A 15,544-nucleotide genomic window follows, 5' to 3' on the forward strand; every position below is an offset into this window, starting at 1 on the left:
AAGAGATGAAATTTTCATTACGTTATATAATTCCCCTTTCCATTAGCACCCTAATTTTGGGAAGCGCAAGCTGTACCAAGCTTGACGAAACCTTATATGATAAAATTACTTCTGACAATTTCTTACAGAAAAGAGAAGATGTGATCCGTGATTTTTTGAGACCGTTTGAACATGCCTTTTGGTCGATTCAGGGTGGTGGTCTATTTTACGCGCAGGAACTCCCTGCCGACCAATTGATGACCCCAAATAGGGATGGCGACTGGTTTGATGGAGGCAAATACCAACGGGCTCATTACCATACCTGGACAGTTCAGGATGATTATACCAGTGATATGTGGAAAGCTCTTTTTCAGGGTATCAGTTTAGCTACAAACTCGCTTGAGGATATCGAAAAAGTGGATATCCAAAAAGTTCAGATCACTGAAGCGGAAAAGGCCGACTTTGTGGCTGAGCTGAAGACACTCCGGGCCTGGTTCAACCTACGGGCTTTTGATTTATACCGGAATATTCCACTGGTAACAAAAGTAAAGGGTGAAACTGCAACTCCGCCGCAAGCGACACCTGCTGAAACCTTCGCCTTTATTGAAAAAGAGCTGAAAGATGCTATTCCCGGATTGCCACTCCGTCAGGATCTCGGCACAACGGGTATTGGTAGATGGACAAAAGGCGGAGCCGCAGCCTTATTGGCCAGACTTTATCTGAATGCTGAAGTTTATACGGGTCAAAGCAAATATGCTGAATGTGCTGCGGTATGTCAGGATATCATAGACGGAAAATATGGCAATTACCAATTGGAAACGATATGGTCAAAACCTTTTGATTACGATAACGCAAATTCAAGTGAAGTTATCTACGGATTCCCTGCAACTTTGGCCCGCACACACTGGCATTATAGTTCGGATATGTATTGGTGGATGGCACCGCATCAGGCTCAAAATTTCTTCGGCTTTACCGATTTCGGAAATATGAATACCCGCTATGCCCTTCAGCCAGGACGGGATGTGGACAGTGTCGAGTATAATTTTGCCCTCGGTAAGCCCTTTATCAAATTTCAGCGCTATCCAGATGATCTTCGATTAAAGAAATATAAAAATCTTGGCAATAGTAAAAGAGAAGGTATGTTTTTGTTCGGTTACCTCCCCTATTATAGCGATCCGACAAAATTGGTCAAAAGCAACCGAGGATATACCATCTTTGCCCGTGATCAGGTGGGATGGTTTAAAGATACCCCTCCGGGAACAAAGATCGCAGATAAAGAATCCAATATGAACCATGCAGATGACAACTCTGGCTTATGGGTTGCGAAATATCCGATATATCCTTCTAAGGATCCAAATACCATTTCTTCGGCATTTGCAGAGATTAGACTTGCTGAAATTTATTATTCACTAGCTGAATGTAAATATAGAACCGGCGATAAAGGATCCGCCGCAAAATTGTTGAATGCGGTGCGTAAGCGTAACTATCCAACTGGCTCAAACAGCCTGTACCTGGAGTCGGGACAGCAATTGAGCGATCAGGAAATGATCGATGAATGGGGTCGTGAGTTCCTGGTCGAAGGAAGACGCCGAACCGATTTAATTCGTTGGGGTAAATTCAATTCTGGAAAATGGTGGGATAAAGAACCTGATAATAGTGATCATACTAAAATTTATCCTATTGGACAGAGTGTTTTCACACTAACTCCGTCATTGCAACAGAATCCCGGATACTAATCAGTTTTAGTAAGTATAAAACCTTTTGAAAGTTATGAAATTTAATTGGAATATAAGATTGTCGGCTTCAAAGCAACTTGGAAATATCCTGCTATGGGGCGTATGTTTAATAATGGTGCAGTCCTGTTCGAAAGAACTGGATGCACCTACTCCACTGCCATTCGAAATTACGGATATTACAGCATCTGCTGATAAAGTGGTCATTAATCCGAGTAAGCCGTCTGAGGATGCGCTTACGGTTTCGTGGCCGGCATTTTCAAACTCAATGATCTCTTATAAAATAATCCTGGCTAACGGTGAGCAACGGGATAGTGTAGCAGTCGCCTCTGGAGCGATAAGCAAACGGTTTACCCAGGGTGAATTGAACGCTATACTAGTTGAAAAATTGAAGATGACGGTCAATATAGAGTCCAAACTGGATATTACGGTGCTCGGACTAATTCCGTCAAAAACGCTGTCAACTACATCGAAAACAATCAGCATACAGGTTGTTCCTGGTCCGGTCGGTGCGGCGTATGCATCCCTATGGGTGGTGGGCGATGCTACGCCAAATGGCTGGAATATTGAAAACCCAAATGCAATGAAGAAAGATCCGACCAACGCCTTTCAGTTTAAGTTTAATGAAGTATTGAATGCTGGTGACTTTAAAATCCCTGTAGCGACAGGAAATTGGGGGACAGATTTCTTTATGCCTTTAGCAAACCATCCAAAACTTTCCGAAACTGGTGTTCAGCTGGTTCCGGGTGGAAACCCTGATTATAAATGGAACATCGCAACTGCTGGCGCTTACAAGATTCTGCTTAATATCAGTGCAACCCCATTTATAACGATCAAACCTTTTACCCCGTACAAGCAGATATGGCTCGTAGGGGACGCTGTGCCTTCTGGCTGGACAATAGATAATCCAACACCAATGGTGCCTACAGCAGGAAACCCTTATGAGTTTACTTATACAGGCTCATTAAAAGTGGGCGAATTTAAGATCCCAACCGCAACCGGAAGCTGGGACGGAGATTTCTTCATGCCACCAACCAATGGAGAAGGAACAACAGGAAAAGATGCAATAATTATCGCTGAGGGTAAAATCGACAACAAATGGAAAATTACCGAAGCTGGAACGTATAAAATTACCTTCAACCAGCTTTACGAAACAATTTCAATTGTCAAAAATTAGGCCATATGAGACGATTTCATCAACTCGCTACACCACTTGTATTTTTGAACATGCTGTTTATGACAGCATGTTCAAAAACTCCTTCAAATGATATAACCACAAAGATAATTCATCCAGACAGTTTGCAAAATCCGTTCGTCGGCCCACTATATTGGAGCCCTTACGAATATAACTTCGAAACGGATGGTTATATTCCTGAAGATGAATGGGAAAAGAATATCAACTGGATTGACAACAACCTAAAATCTTTAGGTTACAAGATGGTCTGTATCGACGGCTGGGGCGACGACTTTAAATACAACGCCGATGGTTATCGTACAACCCACTCGTCCAAATGGAAGCACGACTACGCCTGGTGGTCCGATAACCTGAAAGGTAGAGGGATGACTTTGGGAATATACAACAACCCCCTATGGGTAATCAAATTGGCTGCTGATGCTGGTGTAAAAATTAAAGGAACGAATATTCCCCTTTCCAGCATCATGAAAGAAGATGAACAGGCCACCTGGTTTAAGTGGGTACAAGTTGACAAACCGGGAGCCGAAGAATATGTCAAAGGATATATTCAATACTATGCGGATATGGGTGTGCGCTATCTACGCGTAGATTTTCTTTCCTGGTTTGAAGATGGAAAAGATAGGAATATGGGGACAGTAGGTCCAGTACGTCCGGCGGCGTACTACGAGAAAGCTCTTCGGTGGATGCGTGAAGCCTGCGATAAAAATGGAATTTTCTTAAGTCTGGTGATGCCACATCTCTATAATGATGCGCAGGTAGAGCAAAAATACGGACACATGATCCGCGTCAACGACGATGTTGGAGATGGCAAATGGTGGCGATGGAGCGACAATGAACGTGGAATCAAACGTGTTGGATGGTCACAATATGCAAATGGCATGGATGGTCTGACCTATTGGTCTAACATTTCAGGCAGAGGAAAGATGATACTGGATGCTGATTTTCTTCGGATTAATACTTTTTCCAATGATCATGAAAAGAAGAGTGTCATCTCAGCCTGCTTTATTTCTGGCGGCGCTGTCACAATTGGAGACCGTTATAATTCCATCGGTAAAAATCTTTGGCTTTACCAAAATAGGGAACTACTTGCTTTAAGAGAAGATGGATTTGTCGGAAAACCCTTAACCAACGATCCGAAAGATCCAAAAAGCCAGATCTGGAAAGGTCAGTTGACCAATGGTGATTGGGTCATAGCCCTTTTTAATAGAGAGAGTAACTATCAAACCAGAGGATTGAATTTTACAGATTTATCTGGCAGCCATTGGCGGGTAAGGGATTTATGGAAACATGAAGACCTGGGGACAATGAGTTCCTATCTTGAGAATATTCCACCACATGGTGTAACAGTTTTGCGATTAACGAAGTAATCCAAAGCTCATAACAATACTGAATTTTAATATATATGCTAAAATAGAAATGATGAAAAAATCAATTTTTCTTTTATTTGTCGTCTTTTGCTGTAACGGGATCGTAGCACGGGGGCAACAGATAAAATCGCCCAATGGAAGATTTGAACTGGCCTTTGGATTGACAAAAGAAGGTACGCCAACCTACGAATTAAAGTTTAAAAACAACGTGGTAATCAAGACCAGCAATCTGGGATTGGAACTCAAGCTCAAACCGGATGAAGAATTAAACTTAAAGGGACAAACGGATGGTGAAACCCAGATAAAAAAGAAGAGCTCGCTTTATAGCAATTTTGAAATCTCCGATTCAAAGACCAGCACTTTCGATGAAACATGGCAACCGGTATGGGGAGAAACTAAAAATGTAAGAAACCATTATAATGAACTCGCTGTCACATTAAACCAAAAACAAACAGAGCGCCAAATTATTATCCGTTTTCGTTTATTTGATGATGGTCTCGGTTTTCGGTATGAATTTCCACTGCAGAAAAACCTAAATTACTTCACTATTAAAGAGGAACGTAGCCAGTTTGCCATGACTGGTGACCATACCGCTTATTGGATTCCTGGCGATTATGACACCCAGGAATATAATTATACCACATCTAAACTATCTGAAATAAGGGGTTTGATGGGAAGCGCTTACGAAGGCGGCAACGTCTCTCAAACCTCCTTCTCGCCAACGGGGGTACAGACCTCGTTGATGCTAAAAACCAATGAAGGTGTTTACATCAATTTACATGAAGCAAGCTGTCTGAATTACTCGACGATGCACCTCAATTTGGATGACAAAAATTTTGTTTTTGAATCTTGGCTTACGCCAGATTCACATGGCGATAAGGGTAAAATGCAAGCACCCGCTACCTCACCTTGGAGAACAATTATCGTAAGTGATGATGCAAGAGATATATTGGCGTCTAAGATGACCTATAATTTGAATGAGCCAAGCAAAATACAAAATACTTCCTGGATAAAGCCTACAAAATATGTAGGCGTGTGGTGGGAAATGATTTCCGGTAAGAGTAGTTGGTCCTATACAAATGAATTTCCGTCTGTCCAGTTGGGAATAACAGATTTCAGTATGGCAAAACCAAATGGTACCCATGGCGCGACAACAGCAAACGTTAAAAAGTATATAGATTTTGCTGCGAAGCATGGTTTTGAGGGTGTTTTGGTTGAAGGATGGAATATCGGATGGGAAGATTGGTTTGGCAATGATAAAGATTATGTCTTTGATTTTGTCACGCCTTATCCTGATTTTGATCTCAAAGGATTAAACGATTATGCACACGCCAAAGGTGTGAAACTGATTATGCATCATGAGACATCCGGATCTATCCGCAACTATGAGCGACATATCGATACAGCCTATAGGCTGATGAACCAATTGGGTTATGATGCTGTAAAAAGTGGGTATGTAGGAAATATTCTTCCATTGGGTGAACACCACTATAGCCAATGGACAAATAACCATTTTCAGTATGCTGTAGAAAAAGCAGCTTCCTACCAAATTATGGTTAATCAGCACGAAGCTGTACGTCCGACGGGTGTAGCACGTACCTGGCCAAATTTGATAGGCAATGAATCTGCTAGAGGTACAGAATACCATGCATTTGGTGGCATAAAGCCCAATCATGTAACTATCTTGCCTTTCACAAGACTTATTGGCGGTCCAATGGATTATACCCCCGGTATTTTTGAAATGAACCTCGCCAATGGCGCCCATGTGAATAGTACGTTGGCCAACCAATTGGCGCTATATGTAACGATGTATAGCCCTTTGCAGATGGCAGCAGATTTTCCGGAAAATTATGATCGTTTTCCAGATGCTTTTCAATTTATTAAAGATGTCGGGCTGGATTGGGATGACAGTAAATATTTAGAGGCTGAACCTGGTCAATATATTACCGTTGCCCGTAAAGAAAAAAATACAGAAAAATGGTTTTTAGGAAGTGTAAATGGAAATTCCAGCAGAACATCGAAGATAAAATTTGATTTTCTGGATGAAGGAAAGACCTATTTGGCAACTATTTATGCTGATGCGTCAGACGCAAACTATAAGACAAAACCACAAGCGTATACAATAAAAACTACAAGAGTAACGAAAAAGGACACGATCGTTCAACATTGTGCCGCAGGCGGTGGTTATGCTGTTTCGATTGTCCCAATCAAAAAATAAAGGCAATTGATGAGATCATAGGGAGGATTTTTCGGATCCAAACGGAAATGAATCCCTAAATGTCTTATCCATTTCTATAATTAATAAGGCCTTCTTCCCAATCTCACTTATGATAGTTTAACGGATCGATATAACTAATGTTCATTAGCGAACTTTATATCGGACCACCAACGAGATGCAATGCGTGATATATGCGGTTCTATTTCTTACATCCTGTTTTGTAAATTCAAAAACCAGTAAAGCGATATCATGAAGCTAGTTGCGAAAATATTTTAATTAAAATAGCGCTGAATAAATATGGATCATTTAGAACCTATACCATTATCGACATTAGTAGCTAATATCAAACAGGAAATTAGTTATGGTGAAGGGAAAATGGAAACCCACAAAGGCTCTAAACAGTTTAGCCCGGGCACCAAAGTGTATATTATCGATTGGTATGCTGGGATGTGCCAAGCTATCACTGTAATCGGCTTGTCCAGAGACACAAAAAAAATTAATTACGATTGTTATACGGGCCGAATGGATCGAAAACTTCCGCGTCAAGTTATGCTACAACCCTAAAGTATGCTCAAAAATAAAGACCTACTTTGATAAGGAGGAAGCTGGAATGCAGCGGTATACAGAAAAATTTGTAAATGATATGTTTGTCGGTATACCTCAATGGAATGAACCTATTTAACTCTCACAACGATAATGTGAGTTACCTTTGCCACAATTGATTATGTATATGGTCAAATATTGTCCATTACAGTAAATTACTTTGTACTAAATTTTAGATAATGGTCTTTCATCGGTATCCCATCTGCAGTACGGAATGCATTTCCTGTAATGATAATTTCATAGGTTTTGTTTGGTTCTAACTCCCAATCAATGATAACAGATTTCTTATCTGAAGAATAACGATGTCCTTTTATCAGCGGAAAACCTTCTTTGGAAATCCCCCTAAATGACCGTCCCTGTCCCAATAAGGGCCTGTCGAAATTTATCTTCAGCTCCCTTAAGGTGTTGTTGACATTGGTTTGTCCATCCTGAATTCCCTCAAAAGAAATGATTTTTGGTCTTCTTTCTTCAAAAGCTGCATCTAAAGAAGAAATATCTGCAGCGTAAGATCGATAAGCTTTCGCAATTACAGGCATATAGCTCTCTAAAGTAGGATATAAGTCTCGCTGACGATCAAAGTGTTCAAGTTCATCAACAAGTTTCTCAATCCAAAGAAATCCCCTATCTAGCTGTCCATTGGTTTCCTTTGAAATCTCTTCGAAGCTGAAATTATGATCTTTTTGATATTTGATAACCGCAGCTCGAACCAATGCCTCGTTCAACATCGTTTGCCAGCTACCGTATGCCTGCCGGTTCATTTTCTCCTTTACAAGGCTATATAATTTTTCGCCGCTGTCTCTAAAAATTGTCGTGTCTTTTTCCAATAAATAATTAACAAAGGAGTGGTTAAACTCGTGAAGTAATGTAGGGAAATAGCTCTGTAAAGGAAATTCAGCCATGCCAAGACTATCCATACTCCATGTCCCCATAATAGCGTAGACTTCCTTAAGACCCTGTGGATTTTTAATGGCTACCCCATAGTTACCGCCGCCATTTCCCAAACCATTCACAATCAAAAACTTTTCGGATGGTTTCTTACCATAGAATTTAGGGTACCAGTCCAATTCAATATGTTCATAAATTGGAAGAAAGCGCTTTTGTACCTCATTGTACAGTGCCTGGTTATCCTGAAAAAATCCTTTGCTATTACTGTCTTTGTAAAACTTCTTTAACAGTGTTGCGAATTGAAGAGCATTAGCTCTACTCCACCTTTTGTCCAGGGTTTCGTTGATATTTTTTTGCTTAAGATTGAACTTATCATCAAGATGTATGGCCATACTCATCACTGCATCGTAGCCTATGCCATTTTCATTTTTAATCTTATTGACAAAAGTGATCAATTCGTGTTCTTTAAAAGGACCATAGTGTTCATTGATTCGATCAACGTAGCGCTTAAAAATAGCTGAGCTATACTCTTGATTGCCAGCAAGTCTAAACACAATACTCAGAAGCTCGATACGCTCATCAACTTTTGGCTTATCCATAATTTCGTTACGCTGCCCATAGGTAAGCATAAATGATAAACTGAATAGGATAATCAATACATATTTAGAAGTTTTTTCGAACATATTGGAAATAGGCTTTACCATCTTTTATTTATTTTGTACTTGAATGGGGATTCCAAATAGTTTGCCAATAAATTTAACACGCTATTTGCCAATACACTACGAACGAATTTCTTTCTTAATACTGACCGTTATTGAACACTAGCCGTTCAATATTGAACAGGCTGCCAGCCATTTTCGATAATCTTATTCATTAATATTAAATTGATCACTTAAGTCTTATAACTGTTTGAAAGCATATTACATTTCTTGTGCAACGTTACCTAAGTTGACAGCTGTTAGAAAAGAATAAATTCTTAAATTAGTTCAAGAATTATTTAGATCTAATTAGTTGAATTTAAAACTGCTTTACACCAATAATATGACCACCCTAAGATTTATATTGCTTGCACTTATATCAGTTGTTTGGTCACTGCCCTCTGCTTCTGCTCAAAACTCCCTTCCTAGAAATCTGAAAGAAACAGCCTCATTCTTAAATCTTAACGTTTCGGATAGCCTAAAAAACGTAATCAAATATAGTGATGAGGTAGAGTTAAGTGAATTAACCGACAATGAACTTGAAAGTGAATTTGAATTGATTGACTCGCTCCTTTCGACTGGAAAATCTCCATTATTTACATATTTAAATAATAAAGGAATCCACAACTTTAAAAAAGATGTGATTTTGGAATACTATAAACAGCTACTCTCAGCAGGTTATGTAAAAGAAGATTCTCTCCTGAAGGCATTCAAACTGAAGGAAAACAAATTGAAAAAGGAAATCAGACAGCGGATGAATGCGGACACAATTGCCGGTATTTATATCCCGAAAAACCTTGACGATTGTTTTGTCCAAATAGACTCGTTCTGGGATGATAGCACCAAAAATAAAATAAGAGAAATGACAGAGTCAGAGTTTATGGCCGGCTCACATTTCGGATTTGGAATGTGGATGAGAAATAATTGGGGCCTCTGGGGAGGTTCAAGGCTCTCCGCATATTTGACTAAACGGGGAATAAGGCATCCTGACGACATGTCTGGCATCATATTAACAAGTTATTATAGGAAATTAAAGGGGAAAGATCCCGATGTAAAATCGCAGCTAGAGTATTATAAAAAGTACTGGACTCCATAAAACTTTTCAATAATACTAATCGTATTACCAATTTTATTTTTAACAGTTTTTGGGCTTTGTGTGAATTTTGATGGCCTAGTACCGTTTGTTTTTCCGGTTATTACAATTCTTTTTTTTCTCGCATTCGCTATCCTTATAATACTTCCAAAAAAAAGGATGATCATGCGGTCAGCTCCTTTATCATTTTATTCTATTCTTTTGGAATTTACCCAAAATTGATCGTCCGAAAAGAAATTTTTGAAACTTCATTAAGCTTGAATAGTATTACGTTATACCCCTTTGTTTCCGTCCAAAAATATTCTGTAAACATTCATCTGGAGCATCCTGTGCTATCGGACTTTATGTTTACTTCCTGTGGGCCATGCCTTAAAAATTAACATATTTACAGGCAATCATGATCCGCTTATCAGTAATAAAATACAAGACCATCTCTTTTCGCAGTGATTTCCTTTAATTGATCATAGTCCATATTCAAACATTGATATAGCGTAAAAATCACACCTGAGCGCATGGAATAAATTTCATCGGGAAGTCGACCCAAATTTGTACCGTTCAAAATAACGTTATTCACGGCCTTCAAAGCACAAATCTCTACAGGAAATTTCTTGAGCTTGCTATAATTGAAATCCAGTTTTAGCAGACCGTCCAATTGTCCAAAACTGCTTGGAAAATCAGTAATCGAAGATGCCCTTGCATTGATTTCCTTCAGGCTCTTAAGTTTTCCGAATGTTTCCGGTAGAGTTGTCAGTCTACTATTCTCCATATTCAGATAGGATAAACTACTTAATCCGCCGAACTCATCTGGAAGCTTCTCTACAGAAGGGGATAGCCAAAGATCTTCTAATTTTTTAAGGTTACCTATCGAAGCCGGTAAAGTTTTAAAATTACCGCCCACTAACCAGAATCTAAGATTAGACAAGTTCCCAATATTATCAGGAATAGATTGCAAGCTTTCTCCTTGAATCCAAAGTTGTTTTAAGCTCTTGAGGTTACCAAAAGATTGTGGCAGTTGCTGAAGCCTACTTTCTCCGTAAATTTCAAGCGTGTCCAACTTAGTCAAATTATCGATATCCGAAGGCAAGGTAACTGGTGATGATCCCGGATAAACAAAACTAAAACGTGCAAACCTCAAATTACGGCATTGACTCAAACTTGATGGGATATAAGCCTGTTGCGCGAGAACTTCCGTAGACACCAGTTTGGTCAAGTTTCCAAAATCTGAAGGAAGCTGGGTAACAAAGCAATCGAGGTGTTTTAAATTGACCAGTTTACCCAACGTGCCGTTGAAGTCTACATCGCCGACATACCGCATAATAAGGGTTTCGAGCGACTTTAAATTTCCAAAAGTTTTTGGCAATACCACGGTATATCCCAAATCGGGGGTTCGCATCGGTGTCAGGTGAAATGATTTCAGTTTGGTCAGATTGCCAAAATTATCAGGAATAGTAAGATAATAGCCAACTCTGTCTAGACTAAGTTCTTCAAGGGCAAGATAATGATCGCCAAAAATAGTCGGAACATCTTTCAATGAAGATCCACCTAAAATAAGCTTCCTTAGATATTTAAATGCCTTAAGCGCAGGAAAAGAGCCCGGGTCATTAAAACGATGTGCTATACCTGAAGCCTGCATATTCATTTCAATAATATGTCCATCCTTATCTTCAACAACACGCCCACCGCGCCCCATTTGCAATTCATTTAATGCCTCGTCTTCTTGATATTCGCCAGTCTGTACCTTTTTGGTAAACTGATAATTTTTCCCAGCATAAGTCATCGTATAGGTAACTTGATAGCTGGTATTGGAATAACCATGCAATTCAATGGTTGGATTTTCTTCTACCGGTCTGGCCCAACCATCGTGGTATGTGCTATGTAGATGACCATAAGCTTTATCGAAAGACCATTTACCTTTATATTTCGGATCCACGGCAAAGTGAAGTATCGTCTTAAAGGATGAAGGTGTGTTTTCTTTAATATCGATATGTAACTCGGGTATTTTAACATCGACTGTGGCCGTATTACTATTACCGCTACCTTTTACCGTCCAGGTAAGGATATATTCCTCTCCAGGCACTCCCCTAAAAAACGAATTAGGGTTATTAGGGTCGTCGATTTTCACATAATCTTCCACTACAGTTCCTTTTGTTATACTCCATGTACCTGTTTCCCCTTTTTGTAAGGCGCTACCCTTTAGCTGGACGGTGAATTCGTCATATAGTTCAGTGGGCTCGGCCTTAGGTTCATATACTGTTTTCAGTACATCCTGGTATTCCTTCTTTGAACAGGCTACAAATAAAAAGCTTTCAAAAAAAACACAAAGAAATGAACACCAAAATAATGTAGACTTATTATACATGGATATTAAGGTTGAGTTGTAAAATTAAATATTGCTGAACGTACTGAATTCCCGTTGCTGTCGTTAACAATCAGTTGATAATAGTATTTTTTCGATTTTTCTAAAGGGGAAAAGAACACACTATACTTATTGTTATTTTGACTCACGGCATTGTAGATTTTTCCTCCGGTCTGTTTGTACATAACAGCAAGATCATCGTGTACATATACTTCAACTTTACTATATGGATACGAAGCAAGTGTAAAAGACAGTATGTACTGGCCTTTATCTAAAGTAACTTTATTTTGAATATCTGCAAAAGCATCTATTTCGTTATATACGGTTTCCTTTTTGCAGGAGCTCATAAGGACTAATAAAACTCCTATAAACCAGCATATACAGTTGTTATTGGATAGACATTTCATAAATTGAGCCTTCTAAAAAGTTAATATCAGCATTGAGGTAATACTTGTCTTTATAAGTGAACATTCCGCCAAAATACATATGATTTCCATTAATACTTAAATAGATAGGACTTAGCGTGTTTTTTACTATGTTGTACATCATAAAATTATTGACGTCCAATGCCAGTAATATATCACCATTAAAATTTATGGCACCTACTGGCGCATAAGGATAGGTTTGATTTGTTGTTCCGACACGATATAATTCTGTAAGTTTAAATGTGTTCGCGTCAACAGCATATATCGTTAAGGTATACCCGATATTGAAACCTTGGTCAAATACATTTGAAACTCCAAGTGCATATAATCTGCCTTTAACTGAGACAAAGCATTCACTGGAAAAATTAGTATCGAAAGTGGCGATCTCCTCAAATTTATCTTTTGTCGGGTTATATTTGGCGACAATATTCTTTATTCCACGAGAATTCACTGTAAGTGTATACGTTTGGTAGACCGCATTATTGTGCACAAAGATACTATGATTACTATAACCGTGCGATTCTTTAAGTTGGGGCCGGCTAAAATAGTACTTTGAAAATTCGCGTTTTTCAATGTCAAAAGCTTGACAAAACAACTCATAACCATTGAAAAGGTCCGGCTCTAGCGAAGGCAAAATATGGCTAACTGGAAGTGCAAGAAAAAATATTCGATTTCCAATGGATACGGACTTTGGCGGAATAACCCCCATCGTATCGGGAATATGAGCAATATTCTGCAACCGGCTCGTTTCAGGATCAAAATGTGAAACAGAATTGTTCCAAAAATAATAGATTTGGTCATTGCAGATCGAAGGATAATTAGTTCTCCAGTTCGTCTTTTTCAGTCCTATGGCCAATGTATTTCCCTTATAAATAAAATCAATAGCCTGACCAATGATCTCTTTCTCTTTATAAATCACGCGCAACATATAATTTCCGTCTCGATACGGATAATAACCCGTTAGACTGATCTGATAGGTTCCATTTTTCGTTGCAATGGGATAGTTCATGTGAAGCGTGTCCATTCCAAATAGAAATTTAATATCTCTCAGATTAATATTATTAAGATTCTTCCCTTCAACCACAGTCCTAAACTGGCCCCTTTCATCATACTCTGCCTCTGTATTTGGCCAAAAGAGCGTAAAATCTTCTGGGAATGGAGCAGTTGTGGTTATTTCAGTTTTACGCTCAGATTCTATTGTGTTGCCATTATACTCGATGTAAGGCACCAAAATATAAGTAGATTCGGAATCCAGTTCATTCAATGTGAGTCGAAACATATCGCCTTCACGAACAGCTTCAACACTTTTTCCTTGACTGGGATTATCTTTTTTATAGTACCTGACGCCCGATTTTGTATATCCTAGACTGGAAATCTGATAGGTCATTGAAATTTCTTTATCCCGGACACTAGTGATGGCCTCATTAATAATCCTTGGAAAAACCTCATTTTTTTCAGTTTTACAGGCCGACATAAGAAAAACAAGCCCCAGTAGACAAAGGTATTTGTTAAAGTTGCCCATTTGATTTTGTTTTAATATAAATGAAATTCAAATTTTCATAGGACCAGGTTTGTATATAATAGAAAAACAGGTTGTATGAATTATCGACATTCTGGGTCATATTTTTAAACATATGCATCTCCAAATTAGGATATTGTAAAGTCGATAAGAGCTTCAGATCACTGTCATACTTATTTATAGTACCATAAGTGGATATTCCACCACCTTCTTGCTGTCCATAGACCACAATATTGTTATCATTATCAAAAAAAGCTCCTGCTGGCTTTAAATTGACGTACTCACCCAATTTTGCCTTGACATTGCCATTCTTATCAAATTTGACATACCTTAACGAATAGGAATAGAAGTCAAAACCCCAGAGATAAAAAATATCATTTTTATCTTTCAGTAAAATAGGCATATGGTATTGACGTTCGTAATCGCCAGGAAGCTTTCCATCAAACTCAAAAGTAGCCAGCACATTACCGTCCCGATCTGTTTTTTGCACCTTAATTTTTGATGCTTCAGAATCAAGCAAACTATAATAGATCTGTTGCGCATTGTCTAACTGAATTGAAGAAATGCCAACGGAGCTATTTTTACGTTTCCAAACAACTTTAAAGTCGCTGGTAGTAACCTTTAACAGCTCTCCCCCACCTGTACCCATGATCATGTTATGTGACGCGTCAAACTGAACTGATGAAACGTAATCATTCGGAGACAAATCTATCGAAACGGGCTTCTCCAGTTTCAGTTTACCATTCGTCTGATCAATGACATAAATATCGTGTTTAACAATAATGAAAGCTTCATCTTGCTTAGAAGGCAACACTACATGTGGTGGTAAATCATAATAATTTAGATCCTGGATCAAGCGATACCATATAATCTGGCCTTTATTATTTGTACGATATACAATCAGTTTAAAATTTGTTTCTCCCCCCTCATGCTGCAAAAATGTACAGATTAAATGTCCACCATCTTCCAGAAGACGGATGCTATTATTGCCCGTTATACGTGATTGCGTATGAATTTTGTATTCAACATAAGTACTTCCGTTAGTTGTGCTGCCTCCAACAGTTCTTGCATCTATGCTTTGTTCTTGTGTTATTCCCGTTTGGGAACTCGCAATTACACGGATCTTATAATTTGTATCGCCAAGCAAATTAATTAAGCTGTATTTTGTTATACTAAGATCCTTCGCTACAAGCTTATTATCGACATATATCGCATAGGATACTGGCTTAAAATGCGAACTGTTCACCTTATCCCAAGATAACTCTATTAAATCTTTGTTTGCAGCACTTACAACAAGATTCAAAGGATTTAATATTTCTGCCTGATCAATATATTCATCGGTTTTGCTCGCAATATTCTCCTTCTTGGAACATCCTCCAATTAATAAAATTAGAATTAAGAAAAATAGCTGAGCACAATGGTAAAAAATAGCTCTTTTCATAAAATGAAGTTACTCACCAAAGATATTAAAAA

Annotated in this window: 11 protein-coding genes; 6 read left to right on the forward strand and 5 right to left on the reverse strand. The window is 38.6% G+C overall.

Annotated elements, in window-relative coordinates:
- Positions 1–5 precede the first annotated feature (5 nt).
- From B4Z47_RS05150 to B4Z47_RS05170, 5 genes are all read left to right on the forward strand, one after another.
- Positions 6–1,715 (forward strand): RagB/SusD family nutrient uptake outer membrane protein, encoded by a 1,710-nt coding sequence (locus tag B4Z47_RS05150; protein ID WP_070566764.1) that lies wholly within the window; start codon positions 6–8, stop codon positions 1,713–1,715.
- 34 nt (positions 1,716–1,749) lie between these two features.
- On the forward strand, positions 1,750–2,889 hold the full coding sequence (locus B4Z47_RS05155; RefSeq protein WP_070566766.1) for a SusF/SusE family outer membrane protein: 1,140 nt from the start codon (positions 1,750–1,752) through the stop codon (positions 2,887–2,889).
- 5 nt (positions 2,890–2,894) lie between these two features.
- Positions 2,895–4,274 carry an alpha-galactosidase gene (locus B4Z47_RS05160; protein ID WP_139145008.1) on the forward strand — a complete coding sequence of 460 codons (1,380 nt, stop codon included), beginning with the start codon at positions 2,895–2,897 and terminating at the stop codon, positions 4,272–4,274.
- A gap of 49 nt (positions 4,275–4,323) precedes the next feature.
- Positions 4,324–6,492 (forward strand): glycoside hydrolase family 97 protein, encoded by a 2,169-nt coding sequence (locus B4Z47_RS05165; protein WP_254667718.1) that lies wholly within the window; start codon positions 4,324–4,326, stop codon positions 6,490–6,492.
- A 297-nt stretch (positions 6,493–6,789) separates the two neighbouring features.
- A complete protein-coding gene (locus B4Z47_RS05170) occupies positions 6,790–7,056 on the forward strand; it encodes a hypothetical protein (protein WP_070566772.1) in 267 nt (88 codons plus the stop codon).
- A gap of 194 nt (positions 7,057–7,250) precedes the next feature.
- Here B4Z47_RS05170 and B4Z47_RS05175 read toward each other — a convergent pair whose 3' ends face one another.
- Positions 7,251–8,684 carry a DUF4932 domain-containing protein gene (locus B4Z47_RS05175; protein WP_286726940.1) on the reverse strand — a complete coding sequence of 478 codons (1,434 nt, stop codon included), beginning with the start codon at positions 8,682–8,684 and terminating at the stop codon, positions 7,251–7,253.
- Positions 8,685–8,991: 307 nt separating this feature from the next.
- Between B4Z47_RS05175 and B4Z47_RS05180 the strand changes: the two genes are divergently transcribed.
- Positions 8,992–9,774 carry a DUF6794 domain-containing protein gene (locus B4Z47_RS05180; protein ID WP_139145009.1) on the forward strand — a complete coding sequence of 261 codons (783 nt, stop codon included), beginning with the start codon at positions 8,992–8,994 and terminating at the stop codon, positions 9,772–9,774.
- A 406-nt stretch (positions 9,775–10,180) separates the two neighbouring features.
- Here the strand turns inward: B4Z47_RS05180 and B4Z47_RS05185 are convergent, their stop codons facing one another.
- The 4 genes from B4Z47_RS05185 to B4Z47_RS05200 are packed head-to-tail and all read right to left on the reverse strand — an operon-like array spanning position 10,181 to position 15,512.
- Entirely contained in the window at positions 10,181–12,130 is a 1,950-nt protein-coding gene (locus B4Z47_RS05185; RefSeq protein WP_070566775.1) for a leucine-rich repeat domain-containing protein, read from the reverse strand.
- Between the two features lie 5 nt (positions 12,131–12,135).
- Complete coding sequence (locus tag B4Z47_RS05190) at positions 12,136–12,474, reverse strand: hypothetical protein (protein WP_070566777.1); 339 nt, start codon at positions 12,472–12,474, stop codon at positions 12,136–12,138.
- A gap of 40 nt (positions 12,475–12,514) precedes the next feature.
- Positions 12,515–14,074, reverse strand: a complete 1,560-nt coding sequence (locus tag B4Z47_RS05195; RefSeq protein ID WP_139145010.1) for a hypothetical protein — start codon at positions 14,072–14,074, stop codon at positions 12,515–12,517.
- Positions 14,061–15,512, reverse strand: coding sequence for a hypothetical protein (locus B4Z47_RS05200; protein ID WP_070566781.1), 1,452 nt, complete (start codon positions 15,510–15,512; stop codon positions 14,061–14,063). The genes B4Z47_RS05195 and B4Z47_RS05200 overlap by 14 nt, the downstream gene beginning before the upstream one ends.
- Between the last annotated feature and the right edge of the window lie 32 nt (positions 15,513–15,544).

Source organism: Sphingobacterium sp. UBA2610 (assembly GCF_002339225.1).
GTDB lineage: Bacteria > Bacteroidota > Bacteroidia > Sphingobacteriales > Sphingobacteriaceae > Sphingobacterium > Sphingobacterium multivorum.